We start from the raw sequence: 20,734 nt of genomic DNA on the forward strand, positions 1-20,734 counted from the left end.
GAGGATTCAGTCCACTTTGATCACCGTGGCGATCGGATCGGCGAGGGTTTCCGGCAGGGTAATGGTGGTTTGATCGCCATCCACCTTCACTTCCAGCGCCTTTCCGCCATCCAACAGCACGGCCTTGGCGGCTTTCACCGGCAGGACGATGGTGCCATTGTCCGGACGCTTGAAGACATGGAGATAGAGGGTGCCGCCCTTCTTGGTTACGCGGCCGTCGAAGGCGGATTCCTTGAAGGGATTCGCCTTGGTGCCGTAGATCGCCTCGCCGTTCTTCTTCAGCCACGCTCCCATGGCTTCCATGCGCTCGACGCTTTCCGGAGGAATGGTGCCATCGCCGGTCGGACCGACGTTGAGCAGGTAGTTGCCGCCCTTGCTGGCGATGTCGATGAGGTTGCGGATCAGCTTCTCGGTGGATTTCCACGCCTTGTCGTGTTCGGAAAAGCCCCACGTTCCGTTCATGGTCATGCAGGTTTCCCAATCGACCGTGCCGAGCCCGTTGGCGGGGATGTTGTTTTCCGGGGTGACGAAGTCGCCGTATTGCGGGTCCATGCGGTCAGTGACGTTGTGGGTGCCCATGCCGCTGAAACCCGCCTCCGGGCGGCGGTAGAGGCGGTTGTTCATGATCACGCCCGGCTGCTTGGCGCGCACTTCCTTGATCAGATCGGCGGCTCCCCAGGCGGCATCGCCATCGAACTGGGTCGAACTGTAGTCCCACCAGATCACATCCACCTTGCCGTAGTTCGACAGCAGTTCATCGACCTGGCCGTGGAGATACTTGATGTACTTTTGCTGATCCCGCGGTTCCGTCGCCTTCTCGGCGGCTTGTTTCGGATAGGGCAGTCCCTTGGCGGCCTTGAAGTCGTAGTCCGCATGATGCCAGTCGATGATCGAGTGGTAGAAGCCGACCTTGAGGCCTTCTTCATGAAGCGCGTCGGTGATCTCCTTGATCAGGTCGCGGCCGGTGAAGTCCTTGCCATCGAAGTCGGTGAGCTTCGAGTCTCCGAGGTAGAAGCCTTCGTGATGTTTGGTGGTGAAGACGACGTATTTGCAGCCGGCGTCCTTCGCCACCTTGGCCCACGCTTTTGCAAAGCCCGGCTTTGGAACAAACTTCGGCTTCGCGGCCTTCGTATAGGTTTCCGTGTCCACTCCCACGCGTGTCTGGAGCCATTCGACCCCGCCACCGCCGATCGACTTGCCTTCCCATGTGCCGGCCAGTCCTGAATAGAGGCCCCAGTGGACGAACATGCCGAAGCGGGCTTCCCGCCACCATTCCATGCGGGCATTCCGCTGTTGTTCGGTTTCGGCAGCGCGGGCGGGAACGGCCTGGAGCGCGGTGAGTGCGGCGGCCAACGCGAGGACGGTTTTGCGGATCATGGGAATCGTGGGAATGTGCGGGAAATCCAGCGAATGGTTGTGAATCCGGCGGCTTCTGGCGATTGGTATTTTCGAAGGAATGGGGGTGGAATCTGCGCTCGTTTCCTTGGCAGATGAGTGGGAGAGGAAGCCGGGGGAGACAGGATTTTTTGTCGCTCCGCAGACAAAACGGGGCGCGGTGGGAGTTGGAAAATGAAGCGTCCTTTCCAATGACGATTCGTGATTTTGGACGGGACAGCGGCCTTGGCTTTTGAAAGGTAATCAGACGCAACCTCCTGACTCATGTTCCATCGTCCTCTTCTCTTTGCGTTGGTTCCCGTTTCCCTGGTGTCAGCCGCGCCGGAGGCTCCTCCGGAGAAGGCTTTGAAATATCATGACGCCTTGATGAAACGACCGCACAACGCGGCGTTGTTCGACCGGTTCTTCGGCGCGTGGATCGATGAACAGCCGGTGGAGTCTCTCGGCGTTTTCCTCACTGATCGCGCGGAGAAAAACGGTGGCCAGGATTGGACGGTGCTGGCGCTCTATCAACTGCGGCGTGGTCAGGAGGACGGTGCGCTGGCCTCTCTGGGCAAGGCGATCGCCGCGGTCCCGGACGACCCGGCGCTGGCGATGGATCGCGCGAAGTTGCGCTTGCGCCGCATGGAATTTGATAGTGCGCGGAAGGATCTGGCCGCGGTTGTGGCAGGAAAGGATGAAGCACTTGCTTTGGAGGCGTCCAAGCTGTTGGGGAAATCCTGGCTGCGGGAAGGCAAGGCCGAAGAGGCGATCAAGGCTTGGGATGCCGTGTTGGCCGCGCATCCCGGAGATGAGGATTTGCTGGAGGATCTTGTGGAGACGGCGGCTGCCGAAGGCGAGACCGCACAGGCTTTGACTTATGTCGGGAAATTGATCGAGGTCAGCAAGGACCCCTATCAGAAAACGCTCCGCGGGCTGCGGCGGGGCGATTTGCTGGCGCATTCCGGCAAGAATGACGAAGCCGTGGAAGCCTACGCCGCCACGCTCGCCCAGGTGGGCGAGGGATCGTGGTTGGAACGCGAGGTGCTGGCCCAGATCGAGAAGGTTTTCCGCAAGCAGGACCGGCTGGATGAACTGGCGGCCCAGCTCGCGAAACTCGCGGAGGCGAATCCGCGCCGCCTGTTGATCCACCGCCAGCTTGCCAAGTTGGAGGCGGCCCAGGGAGATGCGGACAAGGCGATCGGCCGTTTCCGCGAGGTGTTGAAGCGCTCGCCGGGAGACCGCGAGCTGCGGGAGGAATTCGTGCGTCTGCTGACCGATGGCGAGCGGTTCGATGATGCCTCCGCGGAACTGGAAAAGCTCATTGAAACCGCACCGACCGAGAGTGGTCTCTATCTCCAGCTCGCCTCGTTGCGCAGCAGGCAGGGCAAGCCGGAGGCCGTGCTGACCGCTTTGAAGAAGGCTCACGAACTGATGGGCAAGGACGAGGGCGCGGGCATCCGCATTGCGGGCCTGATGCTCCAGTATAACCAGAATGAGCCGGGAGAGGCGTTGTTGAAGGAGTTGTCGGCGGCACCTGGTGCGGGACCGGCACCGGCCGAGGTTCTGGCCGCGCAATATGGACGTACCAACCGCAAGACCGAGGCGTTGGATCTGTTGAAAAAGGTGGGAGTCTCGGATGACGTGGATGTGGTGATCCGGGTTGCCGGGGCGATTTCCGCACTGGGCGAGAGTGCCACGGCATATGACGTGCTTGTTGCGAAGGCGGAGAAATTCCCATCGGAGCCGCGGTTCCTGATCGCGCTGTCCCAGACCGCCCTCGCGGCGGGCAAGGCGGAGGGTGCCGTGCCACAGGCGGTGAAGCTGGTGCGGCTGGCCAAACAGAGTACAGAACTGGCCGAATCCATCGGCCTGGCGGGCCGTGTGATTGCCGCGGCGGATAAAGGCTTGGAATGGCGCAAGACGTTGGAGGCACAGGCGGCGAGATCTCCGAGCGAGACCTGTCTGCTGGCCAGCCTCGCGGAAACGCAGGGGGATCTGCCCGCTGTCGGCAAGTTGCTCGATGCCGCCACCGATCCGCTGGTGGTTCATTTCCACGCCGCTCTTCTCGACCGGCGCGGGGATTTTGATACGGCAATCGCCGTACTTTCCCGCCTGGCGGATACAGATGAGGGCAGGAAGGCCGCCTATTTCAAGGATCTGGCGGAACTCCAGCAGCGGGCGGGAAAAGCGGCCGATGCCATCGCCACGGTGGAGCGCTGGAAACAAAGCGCGCCGGGGGACAAGACCGCGTGGACGATGGCCAGCCGCCTGCTGCGCGAAAGTGGCAAGGCGGATGAGGCGGTGAAAGTGGCGCGGCAGGCCGCCGCCCGGTTCGAGGGCGATGCGGATCTCGCGGCGGCGCTGGCCTTGCTGCATGACGAGGCCGGCCAATGGGCGGACGCGGAGGCGATCTATTGGCGGCTGTATGATGAATCGCAATCCCCCACCGATCAGGCCCGGTGGGCGGCGCAGCTTGCCCAGCTCGCGTTGAAGAATGGCCGGACTGAAGAACTGGATGAAAAGCTGAAGGAACGTGCGAAGGGCAACCGCCGTTCGCTTGGTCCCATCCTCGCGCAGGCGGAACTGGCCCGGGTGATGCAGAACGAGGACAAGCGCCGCGATCTGTTGCTGGAAGCGGTCCGGATCCAGCCGAAGGACGTGGACCTGCGGTTGCAGATTTCCGCGTTGGAAGACAAGGCGGGCAATCAGGACCGCGTCGTCGCGGTATTGGAAGAGGCCCTTCCCTATGACAATGCCAACAAGGTCCGCTCCGCTTTGGCCCAGGCCTATCTGCGACAGGGGCAGGCACTGAAAGGTCTGCGCGAAATGCGGGCGATGTCGGGCAAGAAGGCCGGTGATCCGCGTTCCACCGAGGAAAGCGCCGCCGCGCTCGCGGGATCGAAGATGCACGATGAAGCCATCCGCTTCATGCGTGAGGAGATCCCGGATGGCGGCGACTGGCGCTCGAAGTATCTGCTGGCGGTGCTGCTCGAAGAGGACGGTCGTGAGACCGAGGCGCTGCCGATCTTCATTTCACTGATGCAAGCCGAGGGGGATCTGCCCTCGGCGAAACCCGCGACGCCCAATCCACAACAGGTGCGCAACAACTACGAAGCCTATGGTGAGGATGTCCAGAAGCTCATGGAACTCAGCGGTGCCTCCCAGGCCGCCTACACTCACAAGCGTCCCGGCAATTCCTATGGTCATATGCTGAGTCGGGGCAGCGGGATGACCGGTTCTTTCCGCCTTCCGGATACATCGGAAGAGGTGCGATCTTATTCCCTCGTCCATCTGTGCAAGCTGGCCAAGCGGGGAGGAGGTGGACTGGACCCATCGGTGGCCGCGCTGATCAAGGCGGCGGGAGTTTCCAACATCGAGTTCGCCTCCGAGTTCTTCGAACAGCAGTCGAATGGGAATCCGGATTTCGCCCGTCTGATGGAAAAGTTTCCGGACCAGCCGGGGCTGATGGAGCTCGCCGGCATGTACGGCCGCGGCGTGACAGTCGCCGTCGCGCGCAAGGTGCTGGAGAAGGGGGACAAGGTCAGCCCGCTTTCCCGGGTGAATGCCTGCATCCGGATCCTGTCGGAAGCCGGTGACAAGCCGGAGGACAAGACGTGGGATGCCTTGATCGATGCGGCTCGCGCGGCGGGTGATGTCAAAAGCGGGCCGATGAGATCGATGATCGGCTATCAGGTGCTGTCGCTGCTCACGCCGAAAGATCCCCGGAACGGATCGCAGAACAACACGGTCACGGTGCCGGACTCGAAGAAGGAGCCGCTGAAGAAGCTGGTGGTCGAGACCCTGGTGGAAAAGCAGGAGCAGGATATGGATTCACTGCATCTGCGCCTCGGGGCGCTTTCCGTGGCGGGGACGACGGAGCAGTGGATCGATGCGCTCAACAAGGGGATCAAGGATTTCCGCAACCAGCCGCCGAACAAGAAGGCGGGGCAGATGATGGGGGGACGCAGCGCCTATTCCCGCATCCTGCAATACGGCCGGTATTCGAGTGGGTACAACCCATGGGAATCGAACAATCCCTTTGAACTGCCGAAAGCGGAAACCTGTCCTCTGGGGTCGATCCCTCCCTTGATCTTTTCCCAGTTCAAGATGCCTTCCGCGGACACGAACAATTATTATGGCTCGTATGGCCGGGGGGTCGAGATCGCGGAGGCGATGAAGAGCCTGGACCGGTTCGAGTCGCCGGTGTTGCGGGTATGGATCGCCACGCTGTCCGGTGATGATGCCGCCATTGCAAAATCGCTTTCCGCCTCTCCGCCGAAGGAGGAGGCGGCGGACTTCGAGGTGTTCCGCGCGCTTCAGCTCATCAAGCAGAAGAAGATGGCGGATGCCTATGCGACCCTGGAGAAAGCCCGGACCCTCGGTGCCGCAGACCGGGATTTCGCCATGTGGGTGAATGTCTCGATGGTGGCGGTGGCGGGAGAGATCCCGGCGGAAGAGCGGGCGGGAATATCGGACTCGCTGCAAGCGGCTCTGATGCAGTGCCGCCAGAGCTTCGGGCCGATGGCCGCTGCGGTTGTGGCGGGCCAGGCGACCAAGCTCGGACTCGCCGATCTGGCGAAGCGCCTGCAACCGCCGCCGGGTGGCGGAGGGACGTCCGGCCGATCCGTCATCGGACCCGCGGGTTTTGCCGCGCGCTCCAGTTCGTCATCTTCTTCGTCCGGAGGCGTGACAGCCTCGGTCCAGCGGATGACCAAGTTTGTTTCGGAGAAGAAATACGAAACCGCGGCCCGTGAGGCGCTGCAGATCCTCCGCAACCAACGCAGCAATCCATATGGCTACAGCGGCGAGGAATTGCAGAACCTCAAGCAACAGCTTGGCGAGGAAGGATCGAAGGAACTGATGAAACTGGTCGATCCGGGTGAATCGAAGAGTTTGGTCAAGCGACTGGAATACGCGGACGTGTGCGGCCGCCTCGGCATGAAGGACGCCATGGTCGCCACCTTGGAGAAGCTGCATGAGGAACGTCCGGACGATGTTTCCGTGGCCGCGCGCCTGGCGTTTTCGCTGCCGCTGGAGAAGAAGGATGAGCGGCTCAAGCTCATGAGTGCGGCTGCCGGAAACGACGAGTTCGTCAGCATGGCCATCGAATCGGCGAATGCGCTGGGCAGGAATTCGTCCACCGATGGCAAGGCGTCCGTGGATTTCCAGGAGAGCGTGACGGCGTGGCTGGAGCAGACGGATCCCAAGACGCTGGAGAAGGCGAACCTGACGTGGGTCAGCTACTATGGAAAATCCTTCTTCGAAGAATACTACGAGGCCGGTCTTCCCAACCTGATGGAGTCTCCGGAAAAAAAGAAAGGCGAGGGCGGAGAGCCGAAGGACGGGAAGAAGAGCGACAAACAGTTGCTGGTGGAGCGGCGCCAGGAAGTGGCGAAGCGTCTGGCCCTGGTGATGTTGAAGTATCCCGTGATGGCGGAGGAAGGTTTCCGTTTGCTGGCGGGCGCCAGGTGCTGGACGTTCGCGCCGGAGGAGCTGGATGGATACGCGCGGCAAGCGCTGATCAACTCGAAGAACGAGTTCACCAGCGGAGCCTATTCGGATTCCCGCTATTTCGTGCTGCGCCGTGGAAACGGCGGATCGAGCAGCGGCGACGATCTTGCCCAGCATGCGTCCGTGAAATGGATCATGACCCGTCTGGGGCAGGTCAAATCACCGGACGTGGTCCTGCCACCCGCCTATCTCGAGGATCTGAAAAAACGCGATGCCTCCATCGGAAATCTGGTCGCCTCGCTTGCTTCGCTGAAGAGCGTGGATCAGCTCAAGAAGCTGTGGCAGGACGAAACCATTTCCTCCGGCCAAGGGCGGGTTCATCAGATGCTGCGACTGGGACTCATCGCCCGTGCGGCGACGGTTCCGGGTTCATCCGCCTTCTTTCTCGGAGAGCTGGCCAGAATCAAACCGGGTTCGACCCGCTATGGATACTCGGAGATGTCCAAGGACATGCTCCTGATCCAGTCGGCTCTTTTGTCGGCGGGTGCGATTGTCAGGGACAGCGAGCGCGAGAGCCTGTGTCTCGCGGTTCAGAAGGCGACATTCGGCGAGAAGGTGGACTGGGAGCATCCGGCGGATACCCAGGCGCTGATCAGCCAGGTGAACATGATCGAGCAGATCCTGAGGGCGGGCGAAATCGAGCCCGTGGCCGCGGCCAGACTCTGCCGGACCCTCCATCGGTTGAAGATCCCGGTGGGCAGTGGTGAATACTCGGTGACCCAGCATTTCCAACGTTCCAACCTCAAGACCGCGGAAGAAGCCGAGGCGTATCTGGAATCCCTGGGATGCCTTGCCGAGGTGGATGCGTGGAGCCCGATGGCGGTGTGGACGATGCGCTGGGAGGGTGGCTCGCGGAATGCCAAGATCACCGTGAAGGAAACCCTGCTGCAAAACCGCTTGTTCGGTTCGACGGACTTCTCGTCCTCGGACCTGGTCAAGCGGCTCAAGGAACGGAAAAAGGGGCGCTTCGGATCCTTGATTTGCGCGGCGACATTGTCGTCCTCCAGCGACCGGGACGCGCTGGTGCTCCAGGCGATCACGGAAGCGGCTCCCGTGATCGCCAAGATGCCGGAAGCGCGCCTGGGCGGCATCAACCTCGTGATGACCTGGCTGAAGCCCGAATCGATCGCGAAGCTTCCGCCCAATCTGCGCTCGAAGTTCAAGGGCGTGGATGAGAAGCGGCGTGTGGAGGTGGCCAAGCAGGCGGAGGAGTTCCTGAAGAACAAGCCGACGGTCTCGCCGGGATCGTATTACTCGATGCGTGGGGATGTCAGCAATCTCGTGAAGCAGCTGCTGCCCTTGGCTCCCGACAAGGCCTTGGAAGTCTTCCTGGAAGCGGAGCGGCGTTATACGAAGGCGCTCGCGCAAGGCGCGCGCTCATCCCGATCAAACTACAATGGCTTTGAACTCAGCGACCGGGATTCCATGCTGATCTCGCTGTTTGATTCTTCCAGCGAAACGCCGGGTGCCAGTGCCGATGAAGCGCTGAAGTTCTATCAGAAAGTCCAGACCGCGCCGGAGGGGGGGCGTTTCAGCTTCAGCCCGCGGTATGAGGACGACAACAACGAAGCCTTCTCCCGGATCGGCGGCATGCTCGTCACCGCTTCAGCAGGGGACAAGGCCAAGGCCGCCTTGCCGGAAATGCAGCGGATGATTGAATACGCGTTGTCCCGCGATGCGGCCCTCCGCGCGGACGCGGTGATCGCCATGGTATGTTCGAAGCTGGATTCCGGCCGCTACAACTCGGTCAACGTCGCCGAGGAAAGGAAGAAGCACGAGCCTGCTCGTGCCGCGCTGGGTGCGAACTACCGTTATATCAGCCTCCGCTTCGGGCTGCTGAACTGGAAGAATGACAGTGCCGAGGTGCGCAAGGAGACGGTGGATGCCTTGGCCGCCGTGCTGGGGGATGCCGCGATCCGGACGCCGTTGAAACAGGCTCTCGCATTCCGGGCGGTGGCGAGGGTTCCCGAATTGTTGGCCGAGCCGGCTGTTTTCGAATCCCTGGCATCACTTTATGAAAGCTATTGTGCGGATGAGCGCAGCGCCGTGAACGGTTGGAGCGGAGTCTTGTTCGCGGCACTCGCCCGTTATGAGGCGCAAGCGTCGGCACTGCCGGTGGTGAAACGTTTCGGAGAGGCTTTCTGGAAGAACGCGCAGGCTTCGAAGCCCGGCGGCCATGGCAATATCCCGTCCTCGCTGGCTGGAAACCTGATGGTGGTCGCGGCGAGAACCGGTGATGGCGCGACGGCCAAGCGCCTGTTCAGCCAGACCCAGGGTGAGATGTCGGGCAATCTCAAGGTCATCACTTCGATGATCGCTTCCGGCCAGTATGATCTGGCGAAGATGCTGCTGCCACCGCGTGGATTCCTGTATCCGGTGGATCAGCAGCAGGCCGGGGTATTCACGCGCCAGTTGGAGGAACGCCTGCCCGGGTTCGTCGCATTTGTGGCGGATCCCGAATTGTCGATCCGTCTGGAGACGAAGCTGCTGACCTATGGGGATGCCGAGGGGGGCGATGCTCCCAAGGAGAAAAAGCAGCAACGCTCCGAACGCCTCGCGAAGAGCTATCCCGAATGCCGTCCCAAGGATCGTGTGATCCAGGCGGAGGTGCTGTGCGGATTGATCCGGAACAACCGGTTCACCACCATCCCGTTGGCGGATGAACTCGCGGCATGGGCAAGGGACTGCGACTACAAGGCGGGCATCGATCAATGGGAGAATGCCTACAACTCGAAGGTGAACAACATCCTCCGCTACCAGTATGCCTCCATCGAGAACGAGGTGTATGGAGCCGCGGTGATGGCCTCCCTGTTGCGCGGTGATCCGGCGTTGTTGGAGAAGGCCACGGAGATATTCGGAAATTCACCCGTCCTCGAGAAAAGCAGCCGGAACAGCTACAAGGGGAGCACCCAATACGTGCTGAAGACCTGCCAGATGGATCTCATGGACCGTGCGTGCTTTTGGTACTGGTATGCCCTGGCGAATGGCGGCACGGACGGTTTTGAAAAGGCTTTGCCGCTCTTCGAGACTCTCGCACTGAATGCCGAGAAGCGTTTCGAGTTCGAACAGGATGAGTTGAATTCCGGTCTTTCGATCTGCCAGTTCCTTGCTGTCTGGAGCGGGCATCCGGAACGCTTCGACGAACTCAAGGCGAAGATGCAAACGCGCCCGGATATGGTGAAGAAATATCAGTCGCGCTGCGGCATCGCGCCCTTCGCCTATTCCGGCGCGCGCTTCGCGCCATGGAAAAATCCGCAGTTCAAGGACATGCGGAAGGTGGCGGTGGAGAAGGTCTTCGCCAATCCGAAGTTCGCTTCCCTGGTGCCATGGGACGGTGGGTGGCTGGAACAGTTGAGCACCAGCGTGCCGATGGAGCAGTTGTGCGAGATCGCACTGCTGCCGGATGACAAGCTCATCCCGGAAGTCCGTCCGACTCTCTTTGAATACCGTGGTAAGAAAATGGCGGGCCAGAAGAAGCCGGAAGAGGCCGTCACCGCCTACCGCCGCGCTCTCTCCTCCACTCCGGCAGAGCCGGCATGGAACAGCGTCCGCGGTGCGGTGAAGGTTCCATTGGCCGAACTGTTGGTCGCGGATGGCAAGAAGGACGAGGCGAAGCAACTCGTGGGTGGCATGCCCGCCGGGGAAGTCGGCGATTGGATCAAGTCCCGCTACAAGAAGATCGCCCCCACGCTGGGCGTGCCGGATGTGACGGCTGGCAAGGAGCCCCCACCGCCTCCGCCGCCACCCGCGAAAGAGGAAGATGAATGAAATCTCCAAGGAACGCGTCACGAAATTGTCGGGACAGAAGACGAATGATCTGAAAGGAAATGATGGCAACGGTTTGTAGCTTGGAATCCTGTTCCTTCGGATTGCGTCCCGACTTCCCATCCCTTTCTCCGAGTCATGGCTGAACATCCGGAAATCGACCGTTTGGTTCATCGGGTCGCGCGGCGGCACGATGGCTTCCTCGCGCGGAATATCGCCGTGCGCGGACTTGGCATCGTGGCAGGTACATCGGCACTTGCCTCGCTGGTCTGGGTTTTGCGCGGATACCCGGTGCCCGCGCTGGTTCCGTTGGCGATTCTCTCCGTGGGGATCGTGACCGGGATCGGCTGGTGGGTATGGAAACGCATGCGCCTCGCCGCGGCGGTGCGGGAGACGGATCGGTTCTTCGATCTCAAGGATGCGATTGCCAGCGCCCGTCATTTGGCCGCCACTCGTCCGGATGAGCCGACGACGACCCTTCAATGGGAATGGTTGAAGCCCCGGTTGGCGGCCTGCGATCCGGGAACGATCCGTTCGCCGTTTCCCCGTCGTTCGGCGGGTGCATCCGCGGGCCTGCTGTTGGTGGCTGTCTGGCTGGGTTTGATGCCGCCATCGCCCCAGGTGCTCGCGGCTCAGAAGGAGGCGCGTGAGACGCGGGAGCGCGTGGCGGAGTCCAAGCAGGAACTTGAGAAGCTCATCGGGGAAATGGAGAAGGACATCACCGCGCCCGAGGAAAGGGAGGCGGTGAAGATGGATGAGTTCCGCAGGATGGTGGAAGCCATCAATGAGAGCGGGGACAAGGCGGATGCCGCACGGCAGTTCGCCCGCATCGAGCAAAAGCTTCGCGATGCCAGCAAGGCGCTCGACCAACGCCGCGATGAGGAAACCATGCACCTCGCGTCGAAGGAGCTGGCAAAAGCAGAAGAGACCGAGCCGCGCCAGCTCGGCAAGAAGATGGAGGCGAAGGAGCTGAAGGAAGCCGCAGAGATGGTGGAGAAACTGGCAGGCAAGAAGCTGGACAAGCAGGATCTCAAGGACGCGAAGACTCCCGAGGAGAAGAAACAGAAGCTCAGTGAGGCGAAGAAGGAACTCGCGAAGATGCGCGCCGTTTCCAAACGCCTTGCTGCCGCCGGCAAGCAGCGCCAGGGCGCCCGGAACGCGCAGGGGCAACAGAACGGACAGAACGCCCAGGGCCAAGGCAACCAGGGTGAGAACCAGCAAGGGCAGATGGCCGAGGGCAATGGCCAGCAGGCGGAGCCGCTGGAAGATCTGATGGCGGAGCTCGATGACGCGGCCGCGGAGGTCGAGAAGGAGCTGCAGGAGATCGAACTCGATCCCGATGCCGAGAAGGGCGACGAGGCAGCCATGGAAAAAGCCAATGGCGTGCTTGGCAAGCTGGGCAAGCACATGAAGGGCATGCACGGCAAACGCATGGCGAAAGGGAAGCTCGACCAGCTCCGTGACGCGCTCGCCCAGGCCGGTTCGTTTTCCCAGGGTCAGTCGCAGATGCTGGGGCTGGCGGAGGAGCCGGGTGGTCGCAAGGCGGGAGTCGGCACGGACGAATCCCGCCGTCAGGAGCGTGACAATTCCCAGAAGAATGGCCAGCTCACCGAGCTCAAGGGCCAGCACGGCGAGGGGCCGTCGCTCAGTTCCGTGGAGGAAGCGGACAGTGGCGCGGGTGTCTCCGGCCGCCGTGGCGATATCAGGCAGCGCGAGTTTGCCCGCCAGACCGAATCCTTCGTCCAGCGCGACGATGTGCCCGAGTCATTGAAGCTCGGTGTCCGCAATTATTTCGAGAACCTCCAGTCCGCGCAGCCCGCTGCTAAGGAAGACAAGTAATCCTCTCCACCATCATGACCGCCACCGCTGAACCTGAAGTCGCTCATTTCAAGGAAACCTTCGACCGCATCCGCGGCGCCGTCTCCACCTTCATCGTGGGACAGCAGGAGATCATCGAGGACGTGCTGATCGCCATCTGTTGCGGCGGCCACGTGCTGCTGGAAGGCGTGCCCGGGCTCGGCAAAACTTCGTTGGTCAACACCATCGCCCAAGCCATCGACGTGCAGTTCAAGCGCATCCAGTTCACCCCCGACCTGCTGCCGAGCGATGTGGTGGGGACCCAGGTGCTGATTGATCGTGATGGCCGCCGCGAGCTGGAGTTCCAGCGCGGCCCGGTGTTCTGCAACCTGTTGCTCGCGGATGAAATCAACCGTGCCACGCCGAAGACCCAGTCCGCACTGCTGGAGACGATGCAGGAGAAGCGGGTGACCGTCGCGAACCACACCCACAGCCTGTCGCTGCCGTTTTTCGTGATGGCCACGCAGAACCCGATCGAGAACGACGGCACCTACCCGCTGCCGGAAGCGCAGCTCGACCGTTTCTTTTTCAAGCTGGAAGTCGGCCTGCCCTCGCACGATGAGTTCAAGCAGATCCTTGATCGCACCGGAGGCAACGCGAAGCCGCATGTGCCGGCCGTGGCACACGGTGCGGACATTCTCCGCATGGGGGAAACGCTGCGCGAGGTGCCGGTGGCTCCGGAGGTGCAGGATTACCTCGTGCGCGTGGTGCGCGGCACCCACCCCAGCGAGCACGCGCCGAAGTCGGTGAAACAATTCGTGCGTCACGGTGCCTCACCGCGTGCCGGCCAGGCCATGCTCGCAGCCGCCCGTGCCCGCGCGCTGCTCGATGGCCGCTATCATGTGGCCCGCGAGGACATCGACTCCGTCGCGCTGCCCGCGCTGCGCCACCGTCTTATCCTCTCCTTTGAAGGCGAAGCGGAAGGCGTGAAGCCGGATCTGCTCGTGAAGGATGCCATCGCCGCCGCGAAGGGCTGATCGAGCGAACGAGTTCGCCAGCCTCCTCTTCCTGGATTCTTGATTCTGGTCTCTGGATTCCAATACCCGTGTCCTCCCTCACCGATCCCGCATTCATCCGCCAGCTTGACGCGCTGAACCTGCTCGCCCGCCGCGTGCTGCGCGGATCGTTGCAGGCGGACCGTCGCACGCAGCGGCGTGGCACTGGCATCACCTTCGCCGACTACGCTCCGTATAATTTCGGCGACGACTACCGCGCGATTGATTGGAAGATCTACGCCCGCACCGAGGAACTGCTCATCAAGCTATTCGAGATCGAGGAAGATACGACGGTGTACATCCTCTTCGATTGCAGCCGTTCGATGGCGACGAAGTTCGATTACGCCCGCAAACTCGCCGCGGCCATCGGCTACATCGCGCTCAATGGCATGGACCGCGTGATGGTCTATGGCATGGCGGAAAAGCTGAGCACCATCGTGGAATCCGCGCGCAGCCGCAGCCAGGTGTTTCCTTTCCTTCGCGATCTCGAAGGAGCTGAGACGTTCGGCGTGGATACGGATTTCAGCGCCTGTGCGCGCACCTTCCAGGCGCGGAAGGGTAAGAAAGGCGTGGTGCTGGTGGTGTCCGACTTCTTCTTCCCGAAGGGCTTCGAGGAGGGACTGCGCTTTCTCCAGTGGTCCGGGCACGATGTCTTCGCGCTGCAAGTGCATGACCCGGCGGACCTGGAATGTCCCTGGCTTGGTGATTTGGAAATCGAATGCGTGGAGACCGCTGCGACACAACGTGTGACGATCAGCGAGAAAGAGTCGAAGCAGTATCGCGAAGCGATCGCGGCCTGGAATGACAGCTTGAAAAATGAGTGCGCGCGCCGTGGCGTGGGCCTCGCGAGCACGACCTCGGACGTGCCGTTCGATGTGGTGATCCAGTCGATGTTGAGGAAGGGAGGGCTGGTCGCATGACGTTCGGTTTCCCGATGTTCTTCTGGGGCCTGCTGGCGCTGCTGCCGCTGGCGGCCGTCTATTTCATCCGCACGCGTCCGCGCCGCCAGCCTGTCAATGCGTTCTTTCTGTGGCAGCAGGTATTCCAGCAGAAGGCGGCGAGCTCGCTGTTCCAAAAACTGCGGAACCTGCTCTCGCTGTTGCTGGTGGCCTTGGCCTTCGGAGCCGCGGTGGTGGCGCTCACCCGTCCGCGTTTCGATGATGGCAGCGCGCCGGATCTGTTGATCGTGATCGATCGCTCGGCGTCGATGCAGTCGGTGGAGGATGGCAGGTCGCGGATCGATCAGGCGAAGGATCTGGCCCGTTCCTGGATCACGGCGCTCGGAGGTTCGCAACGCGCGGCCATCGCGGATGTGGCGGGGAGCCTGGAATATCGCGCCCATCTGACCAATCACGCGCGGCTGCTGAAGGATGCCATCAATGGCATGACTGCTTCCGATCAGGCGCTCGATCCGCACGCGTTGGATGAACTCACCCTGCTCTCCGCGGCGGCGAGTGATGGCAAGGCGGGGACGCGCATTCTCTTTCTCACCGACCGCCACTCCTCACCGATGAAGCTGCCGGACGGCGTGGAGGTCGTGCAGGTCGGTGGAAAGGGTGGCAATGCGGGCATCACGGCAGCGGACCTGCGTTGGGATTCGCCCGGCAGGGCATCTCTGTTCGTCTCTCTGATCTCGGACTTTCCGGAAGACCGTGATGTGGAACTGGAGCTGGTTTCGGCGAATGATGGCGTGCTTGCGCGATTGTTCACCGTTCATTTGCCCGCACATGGCACGGCGAACGAGTCGATTGCGGTCGAGCCGATCGAACCCGGGAATTGGCTGCTGCGGCTGCGTGGCAAGGATGTGTTCGATGCGGACAACATCGCGCCGCTGGGGCTGAATGCACCGCAGCCGATTCCGGTGCAGGTCGCGGCGAAGAATCCGTATTTCTTCCAGCAGTGCATCGCGGCGTTCTCGCGTGCGGACTCGCTCTTCGAACCCCTCGATGGTTTCGCCCGGCTGTCATTGGCGGTGGGGTCTCCTCCGGAGACGGAATGCTCGATCGTGTTCGCACCTGCGGGGGAATCTCCGTTCTGGAAGAGCGTGGGAGAGGAGCTGCCACCCGGCCCGCCGGAGGTGATGTCGAAGGATCATCCGTTGATCGCCCGGATCGATCCGGCGCTGCTCGGTTTCGATGGCGCGCGCAAGCTCACGGCTCCGCAGGGCGCGGTGGTGGTGCTGGCTCATGCCGATGGCACGCCCTTGGTTTACACCTGCTCCGTGGACGGGAAGAGCGCGGTGGTGCTGAACTTCGATCCGTCCCGTGAGGATTTCTACCTTTCGCCATGGTTTCCGGTGCTGGTGCATGATGCGGCGGTGCTGCTCACCGGCCGCGAGAACCAGTTCCCGTCCGCTGTTGCCACCGGCAGCCATGTGGAAGTGCCGGGAACCGAGGATGTGAAGAAGGCGCTGCTGGAGATGGACCGTAAGACGGTTCCCGTGACCACCACCATGCCCGCGCTGATCGAGCGTGTCGGAAACTACTCCTTCTCTCGTAATTCGACCGATTGGCACCTGGGCGGCGCGGTTTTCTCCGCCGGGGAATCCGGACCGGCTCCTTCGGGTGATCCGCCGCCGCAGGTGAAGCTGGCCACCGGCTGGCCGCTGGCAGGATGGTTCCTGTTGGGTGCCATCGGCCTCGTGCTCGGCGAGGAGTTTCTCTACCACCGCCGCAAGGTTGGCTGACCGCTTTCGCTTTCCCCTTCATGCAGTTTTCCTCCTTCCTGCCCCTCTGGTTGTTGCTCGGCTGCGCTGCCGCGAGCGTATTCGCGTGGCGGCGTTCGCTGGTGGACCGTCCGCCGCTGCGCAAGTGGCTGGCGCACGGGCTGCGCCTGCTGGGCGTGGTGTGCCTGGTGCTGGCGTTGTGCCGCCCCTATTGGCTGTCCCGCAGCGACGATCTCCATGTGATCTATCTGGTGGATGTTTCCGAGTCGGTGGATCCGGGCGCGATGCGCACGGCGGCCGGAGAGATCGAACAGGCGGCCCGGTCCTTGCGAGGATCGGACCGTGCCTCGGTCCTGTCGTTTGCTGCGAAACTGACTCCCTCAGATCCCACGACCCTGAGGAAATTGGCCGATGAAGCGGATAGGGGAACGGCGGATGCAACCGTTCGCGATTCCACGAGACTGGCGGAGGCCCTGCTCGGTTCGAGACTGGTCTTCGACGCGGGTATGGCGCGGCGATTGGTGGTGTTTTCCGATGGCGCGCCGACGAGCTCCGGCGTGGCGGATGCGATCAAAACGCTGGAGCAGGAGGGCGTGGACGTGCGTTTCCGGCGGATCGATGGATTGAAGCGGCCGGAAGCGGCGATCGTCGCGCTGGAGCCGATGACCCGGGTGGCCTATCGTGGCGAAGTCGTGCGGATGCGTTTGCGCCTGCGCGCGAACGAAGCGATGAACGCCACCGCCCGCATCCTGCATGGTGGCGTTTCCGTGGCGTCCACGCCGGTGAAGCTGGAGGCAGGCAAGGAGACGGCTGTCACGCTGGACGTGGCGATGACCGCCACGGGCGAGAGCCGTTGGGAAGCGGAACTGCAACCGGAGAAGGATTGGTTTCCGGTGAACAACAAGGTGGCCACCACCATCACGGTGAAGGGCGAACCACGGCTGCTGGTATTGCATCGCGATGAGAAGCAGATGCGTCCGCTGGCCCGGGCGTTGAAGAAGCAGGGGATCGAGCTGGAGCTGCGGGGGGAACGCGGTCTGCCGGATACGATGGCGGAGATGCTCGCCTTCGATGCGGTGGTGCTCGCGGATGTTCCCGCCACGGCGATGAACCTGCGGCAGATGGAGCTGCTCAAGCGTTACGTTTCCGATTTCGGAGGCGGGCTTGCCATGCTCGGTTCGGAGGATTCCTTCGGCCTCGGAGGCTACTACCGCACGCCCGTCGAAGAGGCGCTGCCGCTGACCTCGCGCTACGAGAAGGAGAAGCAGAAACCGAGCCTCGCCATGGCACTGGTGATCGACAAGAGCGGCTCGATGAGCGGTGAGCGCATCGCGCTGGCACGCGCGTCGGCGAAGGCGGCGGCGGAATTGCTTGGTGCCCAGGATCAGATCGCGGTGATCGGCTTCGACAGCGCGCCGCAGGTGATCCTCAACATGACCAGTGCGGCGGACAAGGGCACGGTGCTCAATGCGATCGACTCGCTGGAGGCGGGCGGTGGCACCGATGCCTATCCGGCGATGGTGAAGGGCAAGGAGCTGCTCCAGAATTCGGTGGCAAAGGTGAAGCATATGATCGTGCTCTCCGATGGTGAGACGCCGGACTATGACTTCCCCGGACTGGTGCGCGACATGCGCTCCCAGGGCATGACCGTTTCCTCCGTGTGCCTTGGCGAAGGCGGTGCCACGGAGTTGATGAAGATGATCGCACAGGAAGGCGGCGGCCGTTACTACGAGACGAGCGAAGCCGCGAACCTGCCGCAGATTTTCACAAAGGAGACCATGCAGGCCTCGCGTTCCGCGATCAAAGAGGACCTGTATGCCACGGTGGTCACGGGCGATCACCCGATGCTCTCCGGCTATGAGAAGAGCCAGCTTCCCTATGTGCTCGGTTACGTGATGACCCAGCCGAAGCCATCCGCGAACCTGCTGCTGGCGGCGGAAACCGGTGATCCGCTGCTGGCGGTTTGCCGCTATGGCCTCGGCACCGGGTTGTGCTGGACCTCCGATCTCACCGAGAAGTGGGGTGGTGAATGGCTGGGATGGGGCAATGGCGGCGCGTTCTGGGCGCAGGTGTTCCGCGGCATTGTCCGCAAGGAACAATCGGCGGGTCTTGCGGCCTCCGGTTCGGTGGATCGTGAAACCTGGCTGGTGAACATCACCCGCCGCGATGAACAGGATCGTCCGGTGGATCGGGTGAAGTGGGATGCCAAGGCCATTGATGCGAACGGCGTGGACGTTCCCGCGGCTGTCCGTCAGACAGGCGTGGGTCGTTATGAAGCGAGCGTCGATCTTGCGGGCCGGGACCGGGTGAACCTCAGCCTGCGCGATCCGGATCATGCCTTGATGAAAACTCTCGGCTGGCAGCGCGACTATCCTGCGGAATACCGTCTCGACCGCGAGACGGATTCCGCACTTGCAGCTCTACCGGAGTTTGATCCGGCGGCGGTCCGGGCGGACATGCCGAACACCGCCGTGTATCAGGACATCGCCCACTGGTTTGTCTACGCGGGCTTTGCCTGCCTCATCGGTGGCATCGCGGTGAGGCGGATTTGAAGTCGACGGAGCTGTTACTTCGCCAATACCACACCGATCTCGGCCAAGGTGACGTTGTTCTTCTCCAGCACGTGCAATGCGGTGAAGCGCAGATAGCGTGCGCTGGTTCCAGCCGGGAGATCGACGCGCTGTTCGATCGGGTTCGCACGGATGTTCGAAAACTCGCCTTCCTGTGGTGAGCTCCACGCCTGGCCATCCGCGCTCCATTCGAGGCGGTAGCGATCCACTACGGCGTGCGTCGTGCCGTCCTGACGCGGCAGGAAGGTGGCGGCGGCGAGCTTCTCGGTCTTGCCGAGATCGAGTGTGATCGATTGGGGTGGTCCTTGCTCGCCCTTCTCCGCATCGTGCGTGCACCAGAAGGTGGCGGGATTGCCGTCGATGGCCGCGGCGGCGGGATGGTCCTTGGTCTCGAAGCTGGAGGTGACCTTCCAGCCCTTCTTCAATGCGGCCGTGGGATCGGCCTTGGCGAGACTGTCCGGCACGTCGTCCGGCATCTTCCAAAGCGAGACTTCGGCGAGGCAGGGGGATGCGGCGCTCTCAAGAATGCGCACACGCACTCCGTCCGCTGTCACCGGCTTGCCGGGCAGCAGTACCTGGTGGCCGATGCTCGACCCGTTCCCGATCCATTCGCTCCACGTTCCATTCTGGCGGACATCCACGGCGAACTTCCGCACCCGCTGGCCGAGCTGGATAGGCTCGCGCAGGCGGATGACATCGAAGGTGCGTGCTTCCGGCAGGGCGAGTTCAAGTGCCGCCGTCTTCGTGCCATCCGGTGCAGCCCAGTAGGTAGCCTTGTCGGTGTCGAGCACCTTGGCGGCCTCGAAGCCCTTGCCACGGTTTTGGTCGGCGGTGGCTTTCGCTCCATCGGCGAAGTTCTTTGAGAACAGTTGATCCAACGCCTTCTTGTAGCCTTCCAGCGCGGCGACATCGGCCTCGTTCAAACGGCCACGGCGGTCGGGCGGAATATTGAGCAGGAAGGTCGCGCCGTGTCCCACCGAGTTGAAATAGAGGTTCAGGAGGTTCTTTGGGCTGCGGACCTTGCCGTTTTCCGACTCATGCCAGAACCAGCCGGGACGGATGGATACGTCCACCTCGCCGGGGATCCACGCGGTGCCATCCGGCGTGCCGGTACCGAGATCCTTCATTGGCATGCCCGGACCGGGCTTCTCGCCATTGCTGGTGGCCGGGGTGTAGGTGGCCCAGCAGGGATAGCCGGCGATGCCGCGTTCGTTGCCGATCCAGCGTGTGCCCGGACCGACGTCCGAGAACAGCGAAGCCTTTGGTTGGAGCTTGCGGACGAGTGCCCACGTGGCAGGCCAATCGTAGTAGCTCGTCCGGTCGATGCCGCGCTTCTCGCGCTTGCCGCCGTAGAATCCATCACCGCCATTCGCTCCATCGAACCACACGGCGAAAACGTCGCCGTAGTTGGTGAGCAGTTCGGTGAGCTGGGCGCGGTAGAGCTTGATGTAATCCGGGGTGCCATAGGTCGCGTTGTTGCGATCCCAGGGAGAGAGATAGACGCCGAACTTGATGCCCGCACGTTTCGCAGCGGCGGAGAACTCCTTCACCATGTCACCCTTGCCGTCCTTCCACGGACTTTGCGCCACGCTGTGAGCGGTGGTTTTCGTCGGCCACATGCAGAAGCCGTCGTGATGCTTGCAGGTGAGGATCACGCCCTTGAAGCCGGCCTTCGCGATGGAGCCGACGATCTGGTCGACGTCGAAATCGGTGGGGTTGAAGATCGACGGGCTCTCGTCACCATAGCCCCATTCCTTGCCGGTGAAGGTGTTCGTCGTGAAATGGACGAAGGCGTAGGTTTCCATGTCCTGGATCGCGATCTGGGCCGCATCGGGTAGAGCTCCATAGGGAGCGGGGGGCGGCACCGCCTGGGCGAGGCCGAGCGACAGGAGGGCGGGAATCAGGAAACGGGTATTCATGGACAAACGAAGGTAATCGCAGAAATTTGACGGCGATTTACCGGCCAGAGCGAGGAAAACTTTCAGGGTACTCCA

General features: G+C 62.3%; 8 protein-coding genes. 6 read left to right on the plus strand and 2 right to left on the minus strand.

All coding sequences use genetic code 11. The annotated features are described in order from the left end of the window. Positions 1-6 precede the first annotated feature (6 nt). The gene (locus KBB96_RS20390) at positions 7-1,377 is read right to left on the minus strand and encodes an alpha-L-fucosidase (protein WP_211631338.1); all 1,371 of its coding nucleotides are present in this window, start codon (positions 1,375-1,377) and stop codon (positions 7-9) included. 384 nt (positions 1,378-1,761) lie between these two features. On the opposite strand from KBB96_RS20390, the gene KBB96_RS20395 reads away from it, so the two are divergent. From KBB96_RS20395 to KBB96_RS20420, 6 genes are all read left to right on the plus strand, one after another. Next, on the plus strand, positions 1,762-10,656 hold the full coding sequence (locus KBB96_RS20395; RefSeq protein WP_211631339.1) for a tetratricopeptide repeat protein: 8,895 nt from the start codon (positions 1,762-1,764) through the stop codon (positions 10,654-10,656). 135 nt (positions 10,657-10,791) lie between these two features. Next, the gene (locus KBB96_RS20400; RefSeq protein WP_211631340.1) at positions 10,792-12,492 is read left to right on the plus strand and encodes a hypothetical protein; all 1,701 of its coding nucleotides are present in this window, start codon (positions 10,792-10,794) and stop codon (positions 12,490-12,492) included. Between the two features lie 14 nt (positions 12,493-12,506). After that, positions 12,507-13,487 carry an AAA family ATPase gene (locus KBB96_RS20405; protein WP_211631341.1) on the plus strand — a complete coding sequence of 327 codons (981 nt, stop codon included), beginning with the start codon at positions 12,507-12,509 and terminating at the stop codon, positions 13,485-13,487. A 68-nt stretch (positions 13,488-13,555) separates the two neighbouring features. After that, complete coding sequence (locus tag KBB96_RS20410; protein WP_211631342.1) at positions 13,556-14,425, plus strand: DUF58 domain-containing protein; 870 nt, start codon at positions 13,556-13,558, stop codon at positions 14,423-14,425. Then, positions 14,422-16,191, plus strand: a complete 1,770-nt coding sequence (locus KBB96_RS20415) for a BatA domain-containing protein (RefSeq protein WP_211631343.1) — start codon at positions 14,422-14,424, stop codon at positions 16,189-16,191. The genes KBB96_RS20410 and KBB96_RS20415 overlap by 4 nt, the downstream gene beginning before the upstream one ends. Before the next feature lie 20 nt (positions 16,192-16,211). Continuing rightward, on the plus strand, positions 16,212-18,722 hold the full coding sequence (locus tag KBB96_RS20420; RefSeq protein WP_211631344.1) for a VWA domain-containing protein: 2,511 nt from the start codon (positions 16,212-16,214) through the stop codon (positions 18,720-18,722). A gap of 14 nt (positions 18,723-18,736) precedes the next feature. On the opposite strand, the gene KBB96_RS20425 is transcribed toward KBB96_RS20420, so the two are convergent. Next, positions 18,737-20,659: an alpha-L-fucosidase gene (locus tag KBB96_RS20425; RefSeq protein ID WP_211631345.1), complete on the minus strand. Its 1,923-nt coding sequence runs from the start codon at positions 20,657-20,659 to the stop codon at positions 18,737-18,739. Positions 20,660-20,734 lie beyond the last annotated feature (75 nt).

Source organism: Luteolibacter ambystomatis (assembly GCF_018137965.1).
In the GTDB taxonomy this organism is placed as follows: Bacteria; Verrucomicrobiota; Verrucomicrobiia; order Verrucomicrobiales; family Akkermansiaceae; genus Luteolibacter; species Luteolibacter ambystomatis.